The sequence below is a fragment of the Stenotrophomonas sp. FW305-C-20-S1 genome, from assembly GCF_058783335.1.
Map to the genome: position 1 here is coordinate 1 of NZ_JBYTEK010000039.1, position 15,444 is coordinate 15,444.

29 protein-coding genes are annotated in these 15,444 nt (G+C 62.5%); all 29 read left to right on the plus strand.

The features are described 5' to 3' along the window. Positions 1–91: EF-Tu C-terminal domain-related protein (locus tag AC3WTC_RS17085; RefSeq protein WP_152904657.1), on the plus strand; the 91-nt coding region annotated here is incomplete at its 5' end. A gap of 333 nt (positions 92–424) precedes the next feature. Then, the gene (rpsJ, locus tag AC3WTC_RS17090; protein ID WP_010341589.1) at positions 425–736 is read left to right on the plus strand and encodes a 30S ribosomal protein S10; all 312 of its coding nucleotides are present in this window, start codon (positions 425–427) and stop codon (positions 734–736) included. Between the two features lie 11 nt (positions 737–747). After that, complete coding sequence (gene rplC, locus AC3WTC_RS17095; protein ID WP_059066096.1) at positions 748–1,398, plus strand: 50S ribosomal protein L3; 651 nt, start codon at positions 748–750, stop codon at positions 1,396–1,398. Between the two features lie 12 nt (positions 1,399–1,410). Continuing rightward, positions 1,411–2,016, plus strand: coding sequence for a 50S ribosomal protein L4 (rplD, locus tag AC3WTC_RS17100; protein WP_049470486.1), 606 nt, complete (start codon positions 1,411–1,413; stop codon positions 2,014–2,016). Next, the gene (gene rplW, locus AC3WTC_RS17105; RefSeq protein ID WP_049470489.1) at positions 2,013–2,312 is read left to right on the plus strand and encodes a 50S ribosomal protein L23; all 300 of its coding nucleotides are present in this window, start codon (positions 2,013–2,015) and stop codon (positions 2,310–2,312) included. Before rplD ends, rplW begins: the two co-directional genes overlap by 4 nt. A gap of 10 nt (positions 2,313–2,322) precedes the next feature. Next, positions 2,323–3,150, plus strand: a complete 828-nt coding sequence (gene rplB / locus AC3WTC_RS17110) for a 50S ribosomal protein L2 (RefSeq protein ID WP_049470491.1) — start codon at positions 2,323–2,325, stop codon at positions 3,148–3,150. Positions 3,151–3,156: 6 nt separating this feature from the next. After that, on the plus strand, positions 3,157–3,426 hold the full coding sequence (gene rpsS / locus AC3WTC_RS17115) for a 30S ribosomal protein S19 (RefSeq protein WP_004145340.1): 270 nt from the start codon (positions 3,157–3,159) through the stop codon (positions 3,424–3,426). Between the two features lie 12 nt (positions 3,427–3,438). Further along, a complete protein-coding gene (gene rplV / locus AC3WTC_RS17120) occupies positions 3,439–3,774 on the plus strand; it encodes a 50S ribosomal protein L22 (protein ID WP_004145348.1) in 336 nt (111 codons plus the stop codon). 18 nt (positions 3,775–3,792) lie between these two features. Next, a complete protein-coding gene (rpsC, locus tag AC3WTC_RS17125; protein ID WP_004145350.1) occupies positions 3,793–4,527 on the plus strand; it encodes a 30S ribosomal protein S3 in 735 nt (244 codons plus the stop codon). Positions 4,528–4,532: 5 nt separating this feature from the next. Next, positions 4,533–4,946 (plus strand): 50S ribosomal protein L16, encoded by a 414-nt coding sequence (rplP, locus tag AC3WTC_RS17130; RefSeq protein WP_025879305.1) that lies wholly within the window; start codon positions 4,533–4,535, stop codon positions 4,944–4,946. After that, entirely contained in the window at positions 4,946–5,131 is a 186-nt protein-coding gene (rpmC, locus tag AC3WTC_RS17135; RefSeq protein ID WP_025879306.1) for a 50S ribosomal protein L29, read from the plus strand. Before rplP ends, rpmC begins: the two co-directional genes overlap by 1 nt. An 11-nt stretch (positions 5,132–5,142) precedes the next feature. Next, a complete protein-coding gene (rpsQ, locus tag AC3WTC_RS17140; RefSeq protein ID WP_004145355.1) occupies positions 5,143–5,412 on the plus strand; it encodes a 30S ribosomal protein S17 in 270 nt (89 codons plus the stop codon). 12 nt (positions 5,413–5,424) lie between these two features. After that, positions 5,425–5,793: a 50S ribosomal protein L14 gene (gene rplN, locus AC3WTC_RS17145; RefSeq protein ID WP_010483978.1), complete on the plus strand. Its 369-nt coding sequence runs from the start codon at positions 5,425–5,427 to the stop codon at positions 5,791–5,793. 16 nt (positions 5,794–5,809) lie between these two features. Further along, a complete protein-coding gene (gene rplX / locus AC3WTC_RS17150) occupies positions 5,810–6,127 on the plus strand; it encodes a 50S ribosomal protein L24 (protein WP_004145359.1) in 318 nt (105 codons plus the stop codon). An 11-nt stretch (positions 6,128–6,138) separates the two neighbouring features. Further along, complete coding sequence (gene rplE / locus AC3WTC_RS17155; protein ID WP_049470496.1) at positions 6,139–6,681, plus strand: 50S ribosomal protein L5; 543 nt, start codon at positions 6,139–6,141, stop codon at positions 6,679–6,681. 18 nt (positions 6,682–6,699) lie between these two features. Next, positions 6,700–7,005 carry a 30S ribosomal protein S14 gene (gene rpsN, locus AC3WTC_RS17160; protein ID WP_049470498.1) on the plus strand — a complete coding sequence of 102 codons (306 nt, stop codon included), beginning with the start codon at positions 6,700–6,702 and terminating at the stop codon, positions 7,003–7,005. A gap of 234 nt (positions 7,006–7,239) precedes the next feature. After that, a complete protein-coding gene (rpsH, locus tag AC3WTC_RS17165; protein ID WP_025879311.1) occupies positions 7,240–7,638 on the plus strand; it encodes a 30S ribosomal protein S8 in 399 nt (132 codons plus the stop codon). Between the two features lie 17 nt (positions 7,639–7,655). Next, the gene (rplF, locus tag AC3WTC_RS17170) at positions 7,656–8,180 is read left to right on the plus strand and encodes a 50S ribosomal protein L6 (RefSeq protein ID WP_049470500.1); all 525 of its coding nucleotides are present in this window, start codon (positions 7,656–7,658) and stop codon (positions 8,178–8,180) included. A gap of 32 nt (positions 8,181–8,212) precedes the next feature. Beyond that, positions 8,213–8,566, plus strand: a complete 354-nt coding sequence (gene rplR, locus AC3WTC_RS17175) for a 50S ribosomal protein L18 (protein WP_049470503.1) — start codon at positions 8,213–8,215, stop codon at positions 8,564–8,566. A gap of 161 nt (positions 8,567–8,727) precedes the next feature. After that, positions 8,728–9,270, plus strand: coding sequence for a 30S ribosomal protein S5 (gene rpsE, locus AC3WTC_RS17180; protein ID WP_049470506.1), 543 nt, complete (start codon positions 8,728–8,730; stop codon positions 9,268–9,270). Further along, on the plus strand, positions 9,263–9,454 hold the full coding sequence (gene rpmD / locus AC3WTC_RS17185) for a 50S ribosomal protein L30 (RefSeq protein WP_492712058.1): 192 nt from the start codon (positions 9,263–9,265) through the stop codon (positions 9,452–9,454). The genes rpsE and rpmD overlap by 8 nt, the downstream gene beginning before the upstream one ends. Positions 9,455–9,460: 6 nt before the next feature. Continuing rightward, on the plus strand, positions 9,461–9,904 hold the full coding sequence (gene rplO / locus AC3WTC_RS17190; protein WP_049470509.1) for a 50S ribosomal protein L15: 444 nt from the start codon (positions 9,461–9,463) through the stop codon (positions 9,902–9,904). Between the two features lie 7 nt (positions 9,905–9,911). Beyond that, entirely contained in the window at positions 9,912–11,279 is a 1,368-nt protein-coding gene (gene secY / locus AC3WTC_RS17195; protein WP_025879317.1) for a preprotein translocase subunit SecY, read from the plus strand. Between the two features lie 346 nt (positions 11,280–11,625). Continuing rightward, positions 11,626–11,982, plus strand: a complete 357-nt coding sequence (gene rpsM, locus AC3WTC_RS17200) for a 30S ribosomal protein S13 (RefSeq protein WP_025879318.1) — start codon at positions 11,626–11,628, stop codon at positions 11,980–11,982. 11 nt (positions 11,983–11,993) lie between these two features. Then, complete coding sequence (rpsK, locus tag AC3WTC_RS17205; RefSeq protein ID WP_004145443.1) at positions 11,994–12,383, plus strand: 30S ribosomal protein S11; 390 nt, start codon at positions 11,994–11,996, stop codon at positions 12,381–12,383. A 15-nt stretch (positions 12,384–12,398) separates the two neighbouring features. Continuing rightward, positions 12,399–13,028: a 30S ribosomal protein S4 gene (gene rpsD, locus AC3WTC_RS17210; protein ID WP_025879319.1), complete on the plus strand. Its 630-nt coding sequence runs from the start codon at positions 12,399–12,401 to the stop codon at positions 13,026–13,028. A 55-nt stretch (positions 13,029–13,083) separates the two neighbouring features. Then, positions 13,084–14,082: a DNA-directed RNA polymerase subunit alpha gene (locus tag AC3WTC_RS17215; protein ID WP_025879320.1), complete on the plus strand. Its 999-nt coding sequence runs from the start codon at positions 13,084–13,086 to the stop codon at positions 14,080–14,082. A gap of 197 nt (positions 14,083–14,279) precedes the next feature. Next, entirely contained in the window at positions 14,280–14,663 is a 384-nt protein-coding gene (gene rplQ / locus AC3WTC_RS17220; RefSeq protein WP_025879321.1) for a 50S ribosomal protein L17, read from the plus strand. A 212-nt stretch (positions 14,664–14,875) separates the two neighbouring features. After that, positions 14,876–15,382 carry a disulfide bond formation protein B gene (locus tag AC3WTC_RS17225; RefSeq protein ID WP_025879322.1) on the plus strand — a complete coding sequence of 169 codons (507 nt, stop codon included), beginning with the start codon at positions 14,876–14,878 and terminating at the stop codon, positions 15,380–15,382. Positions 15,383–15,444 lie beyond the last annotated feature (62 nt).

Below are 15,444 nucleotides of genomic sequence, written 5' to 3' on the forward strand. Positions count from 1 at the left end.
CCCGGTCGCCATGGACGCCGGCCTGCGCTTCGCAATCCGCGAAGGTGGCCGTACCGTCGGTGCTGGCGTGGTTGCCACCATCCTCGAGTAATCTGCTAGACTCTGCGCCCCGATGTTGCCTGGGTAGGGCATCGGGGCGTATCAAAACGGGAAAGTAGGCACAGGATGTGCCTTGTGTTCCCCGGACCAGGAAGGGTCAATGCCATTCAGGCGGCGTCAACAGGAGACTGTTGACAGCTGCCTTGCGTGCCATTATGCTTCTCCGTCTGGGCAGGCCGGGTAACGGGTCTGCCTACGTTTTTGGGGTCTACGGATTGACCTTGTCGGCCTGCGGGAATGCAGGCCGTCTGTATTCAGGGATTTCATGGGGCAAAGCAACCCAGAGGCTTTGTCTGTCGCTCTTTTAACGAAGGAACCTACCGCCATGGCGGACCAAAAGATCCGGATCCGGCTGAAAGCGTTCGATCATCGTCTGATCGACCGTTCGGCCAGCGAGATCGTTGAGACGGCCAAGCGGACCGGCGCGCAAGTGCGTGGCCCGATCCCGCTGCCGACCAAGATCGAGCGTTACACCATCCTCGTCTCCCCGCACGTCGACAAGGACGCGCGTGACCAGTACGAGACCCGCACGCACAAGCGCGTGCTCGATATCGTTGACCCGAATGACAAGACCGTGGACGCGCTGATGAAGCTCGAACTGGCTGCCGGCGTCGACGTTCAGATCAAGCTGACCTGAGGACTACGACCATGACGAAGAAGTATTCGTTGGGCTTCGTGGGCCGCAAGGCTGGCATGAGCCGCGTGTTCACCGAAGATGGCCGTTCCATCCCGGTGACCCTGATCGAAGCAACCCCCAACCGTATCGCGCAGATCAAGACCGTCGAAACTGACGGCTACAGCGCCGTGCAGGTGACCGTCGGTGCGCGTCGCGCTGCCCTGGTCAACAAGCCGGAAGCCGGCCACTTCGCCAAGGCGAAGGTGGAAGCGGGTCGTGGCCTGTGGGAATTCCGCGTTGAAGACGCCCAGCTCGGCGATTTCGCCGTCGGTGGCGAAGTCAAGGCGGACATCTTTGAAGTCGGCCAGATCGTCGACGTCCAGGGTGTCACCAAGGGTAAGGGCTTCCAGGGCACCATCAAGCGCTACAACTTCCGTATGGGTGACGCTACCCACGGCAACTCGCTGTCGCATCGCGCGCCGGGTTCGCTGGGTCAGCGCCAGACGCCCGGTCGCGTGTTCCCGGGCAAGAAGATGTCCGGTCACATGGGCTCGGTGCAGCAGAGCACCCAGAACCTGGAAGTTGTCAAGGTCGACGTCGAACGCGGTCTGATCGCGGTTCGCGGCGCCGTTCCGGGCGCGGCGGGTGGCGACGTGATCGTCCGTCCGGCGAGCAAGGCATAAGGAGAGATGACGATGGAACTCGTTATCACGGGTAGCAACAACAAGGTCTCGGTCTCCGACGCCGTGTTCGGTCGCGATTTCAGCGAAGATCTGGTCCACCAGGTCGTCGTTGCTTACCGCAACGCCGGTCGCGCCGGCACCAAGGCGCAGAAGACTCGCTCCGAAGTGGCAGGTACCACCAAGAAGTCGAAGAAGCAGAAGGGCGGCGGCGCGCGTCATGGCGCACTGACGGCTCCGATCTTCGTCGGCGGCGGTGTCACCTTCGCGGCAAAGCCGCGCAGCTTCGAGCAGAAGGTCAATCGTAAGCAGTACCGTGCCGCCATGTGCGCGATCCTGTCCGAGCTGAACCGTCAGGGCCGTCTGACCATCGTGGAGTCCTTCGATGTCGAAGCGACCAACACGAAGGGTCTGATCGCCAAGCTGGCCGGCCTGGAAGTGGGCAAGCGCCCGCTGATCGTCACTGAGGAAGCCTCCGAGCACCTGTACCTGTCCGCTCGCAATCTGCCGTATGTGCAGGTGCGTGACGTGCAGGGTCTGGACCCGGTGTCGCTGGTCGGTGCCGACACGGTCGTCATCACCGCTGACGCGGTCAAGAAGGTCGAGGAGTGGCTGGCATGAACAGCAACGAAAAAATCTTCAGCGTGCTGCGTGCCCCGCGTGTCTCCGAAAAGACCGCGCGCCTGCAGGAACTCTCCAACCAGTACGTCTTCGAAATTTCGAACGAAGCCACCAAAGCCGATGTAAAGGCCGCGGTTGAGCAGCTGTTCGACGTCAAGGTCGAAGCTGTCAACGTGGTCAACGTCAAGGGCAAGAACAAGTCCTTCCGTAACCGTGCTGGCCGCCGCGGCGATTGGCGCAAGGCGTACGTTCGCCTGGCCGACGGCCAGTCGATCGATGTAACGGCCAAGGCCTGAGGTACATCCCATGCCATTGATGAAATTCAAGCCCACCTCCCCCGGCCGCCGTTCGGCCGTGCGCGTGGTCACTCCCGACCTGCACAAGGGTGCTCCGCACGCCGCGCTGGTCGAGTCGCAGAGCCGCTCGGGTGGTCGTAACCACCACGGTCGCATCACCGTGCGTCACGTCGGTGGTGGCGCCAAGCAGCACTACCGCCTGATTGACTTCAAGCGCAACAAGCTGGGCATCCCGGCGCGCGTGGAACGCATCGAATACGATCCGAACCGCACCGCCCACATCGCCCTGCTGTGCTATGTCGACGGCGAGCGTCGCTACATCATCGCCCCGAAGGGTCTGAAGGCTGGTGATCAGGTGATCGCTGGTTCGGACGCCCCGATCAAGGCGGGCAACACCCTGCCGCTGCGCAACATCCCGGTCGGTACCACCATCCACTGCATCGAGCTGAAGCCGGGCAAGGGCGCTCAGATCGCCCGCGCTGCAGGTGCTGCCGTGCAGCTGGTTGCTCGTGAAGGCATCTACGCCACCCTGCGCCTGCGCTCGGGTGAAATGCGCAAGGTTCCGGTCGAGTGCTGCGCGACCATCGGCGAAGTCGGCAACGACGAGCACAGCCTTGAAAAGCTGGGCAAGGCCGGTGCCAAGCGTTGGCGCGGTGTCCGCCCGACCGTTCGTGGTGCTGCCATGAACCCGGTTGACCACCCGCACGGTGGTGGTGAGGCGAAGGCCGGCCAGGGTAATCCGCATCCGGTCACCCCGTGGGGTGTTCCGACCAAGGGTTACAAGACGCGCCATAACAAGCGCACTCAGCAGTTCATCGTCCGCGATCGTAGGGGCTAATCGACCATGGCACGTTCACTCAAGAAGGGCCCGTTTGTCGATCACCACCTGGTTGCTAAGGTGGCTGCCGCTGCGGGTAGCAAGCGTCCGATCAAGACCTGGTCGCGTCGTTCGATGATCCTGCCTGACATGGTAGGCGTCACCATTGCCGTGCATAACGGCAAGAACCACATCCCGGTTCTCGTCAACGAGAACATGGTCGGCCACAAGCTCGGCGAATTTGCCATCACCCGGACCTTCAAGGGTCACGGTGGTGACAAGAAGTCGGGCAAGTAAGGAGAGATGACAATGGAAGCGAAAGCCATCCTGCGCACCGCGCGCATCTCCCCGCAGAAGGCACGTCTGGTCGCTGACCAGGTGCGCGGTCTGCCGGCCGAGCGTGCCGTCAACCTGCTGAAGTTCTCGGACAAGAAGGCTGCCCACCTGATCAAGAAGGTGGTGGAGTCGGCTATTGCAAATGCCGAGAACAACCAGGGCGCCGACGTCGACGAGCTGAAGGTTCAGACCATCATGGTAGATGAAGGTCCGACCCTGAAGCGTTTCATGGCGCGGGCGAAAGGCCGCGGTACCCGCATCCTCAAGCGCACCAGCCACATCACTGTGGTTGTGGGCGCCGCCAAGTAAGCGGATAAGGAAAAGACCATGGGTCATAAAGTTCATCCGATTGGTATCCGCCTCGGCATTTCCAAGGACTGGAACTCCAAGTGGTACGCCAACAAGGCCGAGTTCGCTGGTTACCTGGCAGCCGACCTGAAAGTGCGCGAAATGCTGCGCAAGAAGCTGGCCCAGGCCGGCATCAGCAAGATCCTGATCGAGCGTCCGGCCAAGACCGCTCGCGTGACGATCCACACCGCCCGTCCGGGCGTGGTGATCGGCAAGCGCGGTGAGGACATCGAGAAGCTGCGCAAGGAAGTGAGCGAGATGATGGGCGTCCCGGCGCACATCAACGTCACCGAAGTGCGCAAGCCGGAACTGGACGCGCAGCTCGTTGCCGAGTCGATCGCCCAGCAGCTGGAGCGTCGCATCATGTTCCGCCGTGCAATGAAGCGCTCGGTCGGCAATGCGATGCGCCTGGGTGCCCTGGGCATCAAGGTCAACGTCGGTGGCCGCCTCAACGGTGCAGAAATCGCCCGTTCGGAGTGGTACCGCGAAGGCCGCGTGCCGCTGCACACCCTGCGTGCCGACATCGACTATGGCTTCGCTGAAGCCAAGACGACCTACGGCATCATCGGCATCAAGGTCTGGATCTACAAGGGCGAGGTCTTCGATTTCTCCCAGGTTGGCCAGGAAAAGCAGGACGACACCCCGTCGCGCAACGATCGTCATGATCGCGGCGACCGCGGTGACCGTCAGCGCCCGGCTCGTGAAGCGAGGTAACGACAATGTTGCAACCCAAGCGAACCAAGTACCGCAAGGTGCACAAGGGCCGTAACGAAGGCCTCAGCTGGAGCGCAAACGCTGTCAGCTTTGGCGAGTACGGCCTGAAGGCAACCGCCCACGGTCAGCTGACCGCGCGTCAGATCGAAGCGGCTCGCCGCTCGATCAGCCGCTACGTCAAGCGCGGCGGCAAGATGTGGATCCGAGTGTTCCCCGACAAGCCCATCACCAAGAAGCCCATCGAAGTTCGAATGGGTTCCGGTAAGGGCAACGTGGAATACTGGGTGGCCCAGATCCAGCCCGGCCGCATGATCTATGAAATCGAGGGTGTTACCGAGGAAGTGGCACGCGAGGCGTTCCGCCTGGCCGCGGCCAAGCTCTCGGTCACCACCACTTTCGTGACCCGGACGGTGCGCTGATGGATATCAAAACTCTCCGTGAAAAGTCGGCTGACGACCTCAAGGCCCACCTGATCGACCTGCGTAAGGAACAGTTCTCTGTCCGTATGCAGCAGGTCACCGGCCAGCTGCCGAAGACACACGACATCCGCCGGGTCCGTCGCGAGATTGCTCGCGTCAAGACTCTGCTCGGCAGCACGAAGTAAGGATGGCCGCTATGAGCGACAATACTGAAAACAAGGCGCTGCGCACGGTCGAAGGCCGTGTCGTCAGCAACAAGATGGACAAGACGGTTACCGTCCTGGTTGAGCGTCAGGTCAAGCACGCGCTGTACGGCAAGTACATCAAGCGTTCGACGAAGCTGCACGCCCACGATGCCGACAACGCCTGCAAGGAAGGCGATGTCGTCCGCGTGACCGAGATTGCTCCGATGTCCAAGACCAAGAACTGGCGCGTGGTGGAAGTCATCACGCGTGCGGCTGAATAAGGAGTCTGAATCATGATCCAGATGCAGAGCTACCTTGACGTCGCGGACAACTCTGGTGCCAAGCAGGTGATGTGCTTCAAGGTGCTGGGTGGTTCCAAGCGCCGTTACGCCGGCATCGGCGACATCATCAAGGTCACCGTGAAGGATGCGATCCCGCGCGGCAAGGTCAAGAAGGGCGAAGTGTATGACGCCGTCGTGGTGCGTACCCGCAAGGGTGTGCGTCGCGCCGACGGCTCGCTGATCCGCTTCGACGGCAACGCTGCCGTTCTGCTTAACAACAAGCAGGAGCCGATCGGCACCCGTATCTTCGGGCCGGTGACTCGTGAACTTCGTTCGGAGAAGTTCATGAAGATCGTCTCGCTCGCTCCCGAAGTGCTGTGAGCGACAGGAGATAATCATGGCTAACCGTATCAAGAAGGGCGACCAGGTTGTCGTCAACGCCGGCAAGGACAAGGGTAAGCAGGGCGAAATCGTCCGCGTCGACGGCGACCGTGTGGTCGTCGCCAACGTGAACATCGTCAAGCGCCACACCAAGCCGAACCCGCAGGCAGGTGTTGCCGGCGGCGTGGTCGAGCGTGAAGCGTCGATCCATATCTCCAACGTGAATGTGCTGAACCCGGCTTCGGGCAAGGGCGAACGCGTTGGCTTCAAGGTGCTGGAGGATGGACGCAAACTGCGTGTGTTCCGCTCCAGCGGTGAGGCGCTTGACGCCTGAGGAATGAGAAGATGACTTCCCGTCTCGAAAAGTTTTACAAGGAAGAAGTGGTGCCGGCGCTGATGAAGCAGTTCGGCTACACCAATTCGATGGAAGTGCCGAAGCTCGTCAAGGTCACCCTGAACATGGGTGTCGGCGAAGCGGCCACCAACAAGAAGATCCTGGAAAACGCCGTCGGCGACATGACCAAGATTTCCGGCCAGAAGCCGGTTGTCACCAAGTCGCGTATCTCGGTTGCGTCGTTCAAGATCCGTGATGGTTGGCCGATTGGTTGCAAGACCACGCTGCGTCGCCACAAGATGTACGAGTTCCTGGACCGCCTGATCAACATCTCGCTGCCGCGCGTGCGCGACTTCCGTGGTGTTTCCGGTCGTTCCTTCGACGGTCGCGGCAACTTCAACATGGGTGTGAAGGAACAGATCATCTTCCCGGAAATCGACTTCGACGCTGTCGACGCGATCCGCGGCATGGATATCGCCATCACCACCACTGCGAAGACCGACGCGGAAGCGAAGGCGCTGCTGGCAGCGTTCAAGTTCCCGTTCCGTAACTGATTCGTCGAGGAAACCGAAATGGCAAAGACCTCCATGGTCAACCGCGACATCAAGCGGGAAAAGCTGGCCAAGAAGTACGCTGACAAGCGTGCGGCTCTGAAGAAGATCGTGTCCTCGGTGGACGCGAGCTACGAAGAGAAGATCGACGCCGCAACCAAGCTGGCCAAGCTGCCGCGCGATTCGTCGCCGAGCCGCCAGCGCAACCGTTGCGAACTGTCGGGCCGTCCGCGTGGCGTCTACAGCAAGTTCGGCCTGGGCCGCAACAAGCTGCGTGAAGCCACCATGCGTGGTGACGTTCCGGGCCTGCGCAAGGCCAGCTGGTAATCCCAGCCGGTCCTGCCGGCGAGGGCTCCCCCGGGGGCCTTCGCAGCCGGGGAGGGGGGGCGTTCAGCTTTCCCTCTGCAAAAAACCCGAAGAGCCCGACGCAAGTCGGGCTCTTTTGGCGTATACTCCCGCGTCTTGCCCTGCGCGAAGACGTAAGGGGAGGGGGCCTGGCCCGTTTCCAGGAGACAACAGATTTTCGCGAAAGCGGATATCGGTGCACTCAAAGGTACTCATATGAGCATGACTGATCCCATCGCCGACCTGCTGGTCCGCATCAAGAATGCGGCAGCGGTGGGCAAGCAGACGGTGAAAGCCCCGTCGTCCAAGATCAAGGTAGCGATCGCCCAGGTCCTGAAGGACGAGGGTTACATCGCCGACCTGCGCGTGACCGCGCTCGAGAACAACAAGTCCGAGCTGGAAATCGTGCTGAAGTATTTCGAAGGCAAGCCGGTCATCGCGACCCTGAAGCGCTTCTCGCGTTCGGGCCTGCGCCAGTACCGCGGCAAGAGCGAACTGCCGAAGGTCATGAACGGCCTGGGTATTTCCATCATTTCCACCTCCAAGGGCATCATGACTGATGCGCAGGCGCGCCAGCTGGGCGTCGGCGGCGAAGTCCTGTGCTTCGTGGCCTAAGGCGAAAGGAGTAGACCATGTCCCGCGTAGCCAAGAAGCCGATCGACCTGGGTAAGGTTGAACTGAACGTCCAGAACGACAACGTCACCGCCAAGGGCCCGAAGGGCACCCTGTCGCTGGCCAAGCCGGCTGGTATCAACATCAATGTCGAGAACGGCGTTGCCACCCTGAGCACCGACAACGTGGATCTGATCCCGCTGACCGGTACCGTCCGCGCCATCCTGTCCAACATGGTCAAGGGTGTTTCCGAAGGCTTCGAGCGCAAGCTGGAGCTGGTCGGCGTGGGTTACCGTGCCGCCATGCAGGGCAAGGACCTCAGCCTGTCGCTGGGCTTCTCGCACCCGGTTGTGTTCGTGGCGCCGGAAGGCATCACCATCACCACCCCGACCCAGACCGAAATCCTGGTGCAGGGCGCTGACAAGCAGGCCGTCGGTGAAGCTGCCGCCAAGATCCGTGCGTTCCGCAAGCCGGAACCGTACAAGGGCAAGGGCGTGAAGTACTCCGACGAAGTCATCATTCGCAAGGAAGCCAAGAAGGCCTAATTAGGACCTTCCGCTTTCCAGGGAAAAAGATCATGAACAAGAACATCGCCCGCCTGCGTCGCGCCAAGTCGACCCGTGCCCACATCCGTGAGCTCGGCGTTGCACGCCTGTCGGTGCTGCGCACCGGCCAGCACCTGTACGCGCAGGTCTTCACCGCTGACGGCTCGAAGGTGCTGGCTGCCGCCAACACCACCCAGGCCGACGTCAAGGACGGCCTGAAGAACGGCAAGAACGCTGATGCCGCTGCCAAGGTTGGCCGCATCGTCGCTGAGCGCGCCAAGGCCGCTGGCGTCGAGAAGGTTGCCTTCGATCGTTCGGGTTACCGTTACCACGGCCGCATCAAGGCCCTGGCTGACGCTGCCCGCGAAGCCGGCCTGCAGTTCTAAGGGATAAGGGCAGGGGGCTTGATGCCCCCTGTCCGCCTGCTCGCCAGCCTGAGTGAGGCTGGGCGGCGCCGCTCTTCTGCAGCGGCCCACCGCAACAACGCACCACTCCACAACCATAAGCGGCCTCGAGCCGTACATAACCCAACAACCAAGGAATAAACATGGCAGAAGAACGTCAGCAGCGGGGTCGCGATCGCGACCGTAACCGCGAAGAGAAAGTCGACGACGGCATGATCGAAAAGCTGGTCGCGGTCAACCGCGTCAGCAAGACCGTCAAGGGTGGCCGTCAGTTCACCTTCACCGCCCTGACTGTCGTCGGTGACGGCGAAGGCAAGGTCGGTTTCGGTTATGGCAAGGCCCGCGAAGTGCCGGTCGCCATCCAGAAGTCGATGGAGCAGGCTCGCAAGAACCTGGTCACCGTTGACCTGAACAACGGCACCCTGTGGCACACCATCAAGGATGGTCACGGCGCAGCGCGCGTGTTCATGCAGCCGGCTTCCGAAGGTACCGGCGTCATCGCCGGTGGTGCCATGCGCGCCGTCCTGGAAGCGGTTGGCGTGAAGAACGTGCTGGCCAAGGCCACCGGTTCGCGCAACCCGATCAACCTGGTGCGTGCCACCGTGAAGGGCCTGACTGCAGCGCAGTCGCCGGCTCGCATCGCGGCCAAGCGCGGCAAGAAGGTGGAGGAACTCAACCATGGCTAATGAGTCCAACAAGACTGTGAAGGTGCGCCTGGTGCGTGGCCTGCGTGGTACTCAGTCGCGTCACCGCCTGTCGGTGCGTGCCCTGGGCCTGAACAAGCTCAACGATGTCCGTGAACTGAAGGACAGCCCGCAGGTTCGCGGTCTGATCAACACCGTTCACTACCTCGTCAAGATTGAGGAGTAATCGATCATGACTCTGCGTCTCAATGAACTGAGCCCGGCACCGGGCGCCCGTCAGGAACGTACCCGCGTCGGTCGCGGTATCGGCTCCGGCCTGGGCAAGACCTGTGGCCGCGGCCACAAGGGTTCGTTCGCCCGTAAGGGTGGCGGCAAGATCAAGGCTGGCTTCGAAGGCGGCCAGACCCCCATGCAGCGTCGTCTGCCGAAGATCGGCTTCCGTTCGCCGATCGCCAAGGACACCGCTGAAGTGCTGCTGTACCAGCTGGACAAGCTGCCGGCCGGCGAGATCGACTTCGCTGCCCTGCGTGCGGCCAAGCTGGTCCCGAGCACTGCCAAGAAGGCCAAGGTCGTCGTCAAGGGCGAAGTGACCAAGGCGTTCACCCTGAAGGGTGTTGCTGCCACGGCCGGTGCCAAGGCTGCGATCGAAGCTGCCGGCGGCAGCGTAACGGAGTAAGAGAATCATGGCGCAAGCTGGCATCGGTAACCTCGCGGGCGGAATGGGCAAGTTCACTGAACTTCGCCAACGTTTGCTGTTCGTCGTCGGGGCTTTGATCGTCTATCGCATCGGCTGCTACGTGCCGGTGCCGGGCGTCAATCCCGATGCCATGCTTGCCATGATGCAACAGCAGGGCGGCGGCATCGTGGACATGTTCAACATGTTCTCGGGCGGCGCCCTGCACCGTTTCAGCATTTTCGCGCTGAACGTGATGCCATACATCTCGGCATCGATTGTGATGCAGCTGGCTGTGCACATCTTCCCCGCCTTGAAGGCGATGCAGAAGGAAGGTGAGTCCGGCCGCCGCAAGATCACCCAGTATTCGCGCATCGGCGCTGTGCTGCTCGCAGTGGTGCAGGGCGGTTCGATCGCGCTGGCGCTGCAGGGCCAGGTGTCGCCGACCGGCGCACCGGTCGTGTACATGCCGGGCATGGGCTTCGTGCTCACTGCCGTGGTCGCACTGACCGCCGGCACCATGTTCCTGATGTGGGTTGGTGAGCAGGTGACCGAGCGCGGCATCGGCAACGGCGTCTCGCTGATCATCTTCGCCGGTATCGTGGCGGGCCTGCCGGGTGCGGTCATCCACACCTTCGACGCCTACCGCGACGGCAACATCCAGTTCATCCAGCTGCTGCTGATCGCCATCGTCGTGCTCGCCTTCACCTTCTTCGTGGTGTTCGTCGAACGCGGCCAGCGCCGGATCACGGTGAACTACGCGCGCCGCCAGGGCGGTCGCAACGCGTACATGAACCAGACCTCGTTCCTGCCGCTGAAGCTGAACATGGCCGGCGTCATCCCGGCAATCTTCGCCTCGAGCCTGCTGGCCTTCCCGGCCACCCTGGCCATGTGGTCCGGCCAGGCTGCCAACCAGAGCACCTTTGGCCAGACCCTGCAGAAGGTCGCCAATGCCCTGGGTCCGGGCGAGCCGCTGCACATGATCGTGTTCGCTGCGCTGATCACCGGTTTCGCGTTCTTCTATACCGCGCTGGTGTTCAACTCGCAGGAAACCGCCGACAACCTGAAGAAGTCGGGCGCGCTGATTCCGGGTATCCGTCCGGGCAAGGCCACCGCCGACTACATCGACGGCGTGCTGACCCGACTGACTGCTGCCGGTTCGGCTTACCTGGTGATCGTCTGCCTGCTGCCGGAACTGATGCGCACGCAGCTGAACGCCTCGTTCTATTTCGGCGGTACTTCGCTGTTGATCGTGGTGGTGGTGGTGATGGACTTCATCGCCCAGGTGCAGGCGCACCTCATGTCCCACCAGTACGAGAGCCTGCTGAAGAAGGCCAACCTGAAGGGCGGCAACCGCGGCGGTTTTGCTCGCGGCTGATTAGCCTGTTATACTTTCGTCTTCCTGACGTGATGGTCCTCCGCTTCGCGGACTCTGGCCACACAAACGAAGGGCGGCCCCCGCAGCGGTTCCGGGTGGGGGTGTGATGAGGTGGTCCCGCGCTGGAGTAGCGCGGGCGGCCCGGGAGGCAACTCCAGGTCCAACCCCATCCGGCGCCGGAGCCTGGGCACACTCCCCGGGCCGGGTTCATGAAACCTCTGGTTTCACGGGCTTCCAAGTAAACCGGAACCTTGTTAGTATCACTGGTTCACTTTTTTGATCCATCCTGCCGGATCGGCGTGCCTTGAGCGCGCTGTCGGCCATCACTCAGCTGGAGAACCGCGTCATGGCGCGTATTGCAGGCGTCAACCTGCCAGCCCAGAAGCATGTCTGGGTCGGGTTGCAAAGCATTTACGGCATCGGCCGTACCCGTTCGAAGAAGGTCTGCGAAGTCGCAGGCGTCACTTCGACCACCAAGATCCGCGATCTGTCGGAGCCGGAAATCGAGCGCCTGCGCGCCGAAGTCGGCAAGTACATCGTGGAAGGCGATCTGCGCCGTGAAATCGGTATCGCGATCAAGCGCCTGATGGACCTGGGCTGCTACCGCGGCCTGCGTCACCGTCGCGGTCTGCCGCTGCGTGGCCAGCGCACCCGTACCAACGCCCGCACCCGCAAGGGCCCGCGCAAGGCGATCAGGAAGTAAGGGACATATAAATGGCTAAGCCTGCTGCTAAGACCAAGAAGAAGATCAAGCGCGTCGTCACCGACGGCGTTGCCCACGTCCACGCTTCGTTCAACAACACCATCGTGACCATCACCGACCGTCAGGGCAACGCTCTGTCGTGGGCGACCTCCGGTGGCGCTGGCTTCCGCGGTTCGCGCAAGTCGACCCCGTTCGCAGCCCAGGTGGCTGCCGAAAAGGCCGGTCGTGCTGCGCTGGACTACGGCGTGAAGTCGCTGGAAGTCCGCATCAAGGGTCCGGGTCCGGGCCGTGAGTCGGCCGTGCGTTCGTTGAACAACGTCGGCTACAAGATCACCAACATCATCGACGTGACGCCTATCCCGCACAACGGGTGCCGTCCGCCGAAGAAGCGTCGCGTCTAAAGGGAGCGATAAGAAATGGCTCGTTATATCGGTCCTACCTGTAAGCTCGCCCGTCGCGAAGGCGCCGACCTGTCCCTGAAGAGCCCGGCGCGTGCGCTGGACTCCAAGTGCAAGTTGGAGCAGAAGCCCGGCCAGCATGGCGCCACTGCCCGCAAGGGCAAGCTGTCCGACTACGCTACCCAGCTGCGTGAAAAGCAGAAGGTCAAGCGTATCTACGGTCTGCTGGAGCGTCAGTTCCGCAACTACTACAAGAAGGCCTCGACCAAGAAGGGCAACACCGGCGAGAACCTCCTGCAGCTGCTGGAAACCCGCCTGGACAACGTTGTCTACCGCATGGGCTTCGCCGTGACCCGTCCGGCTGCCCGTCAGCTGGTGTCGCACCGCGGCGTCACCGTGAATGGCAAGTCGGTCAACCTGGCCTCGTACCAGGTCAAGGCTGGCGACGCCATCGCCCTGTCTGAAAAGGCTGCCAAGCAGCTGCGCGTCCAGGAAGCCCTGACCGTCGCCGCCCAGCATGACCTGAGCCCGTCGTGGGTTGAAGTGGATTCCGGCAAGTTCTCCGGCATCTTCAAGGCTGTTCCGGATCGTTCGGATCTGCCTGCGGACATCAACGAAGCGCTGATCGTCGAGCTGTATTCGAAGTAATTCACATTGGAGAGCCCCCGGCGACGGCCGGGGGTTCACTAGGAGAACCCGCAACATGACGGTTACCGCCAACCAGGTTCTGCGTCCTCGCGGTCCGCAGATCGAACGCATTACCGACACCCGTGCAAAGGTCGTTATCGAACCTTTGGAGCGGGGTTACGGGCATACGCTGGGTAATGCCCTGCGTCGCGTGCTGCTGTCGTCCATCCCGGGCTTCGCCATCACGGAAGTCGAAATCGACGGCGTGTTGCATGAGTACACCACGGTCGAAGGTCTGCAGGAGGACGTGCTGGAAGTCCTGCTGAACCTGAAGGACGTGGCCATCCGTATGCACTCCGGCGACAACGCGACTCTGTCCCTGTCCAAGCAGGGTCCGGGCGTTGTCACCGCTGCCGACATCAAGGTCGACCACAATGTGGAGATCCTGAACGGCGACCACGTGATCTGCCACCTGACCAAGGACACGGCAGTGAACATGCGTCTGAAGATCGAGCGTGGTTTCGGCTATCAGCCGGCAGCTGCGCGTCGTCGTCCGGACGAAGAAACCCGTGCCATCGGCCGTCTGGTCCTGGATGCCTCGTTCTCGCCGGTCCGCCGTGTCGCCTATGCCGTGGAAGCGGCTCGTGTCGAACAGCGCACCGACCTGGACAAGCTGGTCATCGATATCGAGACCAACGGCACCATCGACGCCGAAGAAGCAGTGCGTACCGCTGCCGACATCCTCAGCGATCAGCTGTCGGTGTTCGGTGACTTCACCCATCGCGACCGCGGTGCGGCGAAGCCGGCCAACAACGGCGTGGATCCGGTGCTGCTGCGCCCGATCGACGATCTGGAGCTGACCGTGCGTTCGGCCAACTGCCTCAAGGCCGAGAGCATCTACTACATCGGCGATCTGATCCAGAAGACCGAAGTCGAGCTGCTGAAGACCCCGAACCTGGGTAAGAAGTCGCTCACCGAGATCAAGGAAGTGCTGGCCCAGCGTGGCCTGTCGCTCGGCATGAAGCTGGAGAACTGGCCGCCGGCCGGCGTCGCCAGCCACGGCATGCTGGGCTGATACCGCCTTTCTGCAAGACCGCATGGCCCCGTCGGCAACGACGGGGCCATTGCACCAAGGCAATACCGCCACGACGAACGAAGGTTCGCGGGCAGGTCGTCCAGGACGGATGGCCAGGACCAACCGCAGTCCGAGCAGCAGCGCCAGGAAGGCGACAACGATCCGCAAAGCCACATCATTAACCAAGGAATATCACCATGCGTCACCAGAAATCCGGCCGTAAGTTCAGCCGTACCAGCGCCCACCGCGAAGCGATGTTCAAGAACATGGCCGCCTCGCTGTTCAAGCACGAGCTGATCAAGACCACCCTGCCGAAGGCCAAGGAACTGCGCCGCGTCGCCGAGCCGCTGATCACCCTGGCCAAGGTCGACTCCGTCGCCAACCGTCGTCTGGCCTTTGCCCGCCTGCGCGACAACGAAGCCGTCGGCAACCTGTTCACCATCCTGGGCCCGCGCTACGCGAACCGTCCGGGCGGTTACCTGCGCCTGCTGAAGTGCGGCTTCCGCGCCGGCGACAACGCGCCGATGGCCTACGTTGAGCTGGTTGACCGTCCGGTCGTGGCTGAAGCCGTCGAAGAGTAATCGACGCGCGACACCCGTCATTCGGTGAAGAACCCGGCCTCGTGCCGGGTTTTTCCGTTTCTGGGCGACGGATGGAGATCCACGCCGGGCGTGGATGATCCCGCATGTTGCGGCGCGCGCGCCGGCGTGTTCCGACGGGCGCGACGTTGTGGCGGTTCGAACGGCGCGCACTCTCGGTTACGCTTGCGGTCCGTACTACACGAGCGTTGCCGATGAATCCTCTGCGCTGGCCTTTCCGCGCCCAGTTCCTGTTGGGCTTCCTGATCTGCGCGGGCCTGCTGGGCTACGCGATTTTCCTGCAGCTGAAGATGGGGCTGGAACCGTGTCCGCTGTGCATCTTCCAGCGCCTGGCGTTCGCGGCCCTGGGCCTGCTGTTCCTGATCGGCGCCCTGCATGGGCCGTCCAACCGTCCGGGGCGGGCGACCTACGGCATCCTCGCGTTCATCGCTGCCGCCGTGGGCGTGGGCATCGCCGCACGCCATGTCTACGTGCAGATGCTGCCGCCGGAAATGGGGGCGACGTGTGGCCCGCCGCTGGCCTTCCTGCGCGAGACCATGGGGCCGCTGGAAGTGTTCCGCACCGTGCTGACCGGCACCGGCAACTGCGGCAACATCGACTGGACGTTCCTTGGTCTGACCATGCCGATGTGGTCGGGCGTGTGGTTCGTGCTGCTGGCGCTGTGGGCGCTGGTGGTGTCGCTGCGCAAGGTCAAGCACTGAGCCAGTCCGGAGCCACGCATGGCGTGGCTCTACTGTTTTCCGGTAGTGCCGGCCGCTGGCCG

Coding starts and splice junctions, on each gene's coding strand:
- rpsJ (WP_010341589.1), top strand. CDS start 425: ATGGCGGACCAAAAGATCCGGATCCGGCTGAAAGCGTTCGATCATCGT.
- rplC (WP_059066096.1), top strand. CDS start 748: ATGACGAAGAAGTATTCGTTGGGCTTCGTGGGCCGCAAGGCTGGCATG.
- rplD (WP_049470486.1), top strand. CDS start 1,411: ATGGAACTCGTTATCACGGGTAGCAACAACAAGGTCTCGGTCTCCGAC.
- rplW (WP_049470489.1), top strand. CDS start 2,013: ATGAACAGCAACGAAAAAATCTTCAGCGTGCTGCGTGCCCCGCGTGTC.
- rplB (WP_049470491.1), top strand. CDS start 2,323: ATGCCATTGATGAAATTCAAGCCCACCTCCCCCGGCCGCCGTTCGGCC.
- rpsS (WP_004145340.1), top strand. CDS start 3,157: ATGGCACGTTCACTCAAGAAGGGCCCGTTTGTCGATCACCACCTGGTT.
- rplV (WP_004145348.1), top strand. CDS start 3,439: ATGGAAGCGAAAGCCATCCTGCGCACCGCGCGCATCTCCCCGCAGAAG.
- rpsC (WP_004145350.1), top strand. CDS start 3,793: ATGGGTCATAAAGTTCATCCGATTGGTATCCGCCTCGGCATTTCCAAG.
- rplP (WP_025879305.1), top strand. CDS start 4,533: ATGTTGCAACCCAAGCGAACCAAGTACCGCAAGGTGCACAAGGGCCGT.
- rpmC (WP_025879306.1), top strand. CDS start 4,946: ATGGATATCAAAACTCTCCGTGAAAAGTCGGCTGACGACCTCAAGGCC.
- rpsQ (WP_004145355.1), top strand. CDS start 5,143: ATGAGCGACAATACTGAAAACAAGGCGCTGCGCACGGTCGAAGGCCGT.
- rplN (WP_010483978.1), top strand. CDS start 5,425: ATGATCCAGATGCAGAGCTACCTTGACGTCGCGGACAACTCTGGTGCC.
- rplX (WP_004145359.1), top strand. CDS start 5,810: ATGGCTAACCGTATCAAGAAGGGCGACCAGGTTGTCGTCAACGCCGGC.
- rplE (WP_049470496.1), top strand. CDS start 6,139: ATGACTTCCCGTCTCGAAAAGTTTTACAAGGAAGAAGTGGTGCCGGCG.
- rpsN (WP_049470498.1), top strand. CDS start 6,700: ATGGCAAAGACCTCCATGGTCAACCGCGACATCAAGCGGGAAAAGCTG.
- rpsH (WP_025879311.1), top strand. CDS start 7,240: ATGAGCATGACTGATCCCATCGCCGACCTGCTGGTCCGCATCAAGAAT.
- rplF (WP_049470500.1), top strand. CDS start 7,656: ATGTCCCGCGTAGCCAAGAAGCCGATCGACCTGGGTAAGGTTGAACTG.
- rplR (WP_049470503.1), top strand. CDS start 8,213: ATGAACAAGAACATCGCCCGCCTGCGTCGCGCCAAGTCGACCCGTGCC.
- rpsE (WP_049470506.1), top strand. CDS start 8,728: ATGGCAGAAGAACGTCAGCAGCGGGGTCGCGATCGCGACCGTAACCGC.
- rpmD (WP_492712058.1), top strand. CDS start 9,263: ATGGCTAATGAGTCCAACAAGACTGTGAAGGTGCGCCTGGTGCGTGGC.
- rplO (WP_049470509.1), top strand. CDS start 9,461: ATGACTCTGCGTCTCAATGAACTGAGCCCGGCACCGGGCGCCCGTCAG.
- secY (WP_025879317.1), top strand. CDS start 9,912: ATGGCGCAAGCTGGCATCGGTAACCTCGCGGGCGGAATGGGCAAGTTC.
- rpsM (WP_025879318.1), top strand. CDS start 11,626: ATGGCGCGTATTGCAGGCGTCAACCTGCCAGCCCAGAAGCATGTCTGG.
- rpsK (WP_004145443.1), top strand. CDS start 11,994: ATGGCTAAGCCTGCTGCTAAGACCAAGAAGAAGATCAAGCGCGTCGTC.
- rpsD (WP_025879319.1), top strand. CDS start 12,399: ATGGCTCGTTATATCGGTCCTACCTGTAAGCTCGCCCGTCGCGAAGGC.
- AC3WTC_RS17215 (WP_025879320.1), top strand. CDS start 13,084: ATGACGGTTACCGCCAACCAGGTTCTGCGTCCTCGCGGTCCGCAGATC.
- rplQ (WP_025879321.1), top strand. CDS start 14,280: ATGCGTCACCAGAAATCCGGCCGTAAGTTCAGCCGTACCAGCGCCCAC.
- AC3WTC_RS17225 (WP_025879322.1), top strand. CDS start 14,876: ATGAATCCTCTGCGCTGGCCTTTCCGCGCCCAGTTCCTGTTGGGCTTC.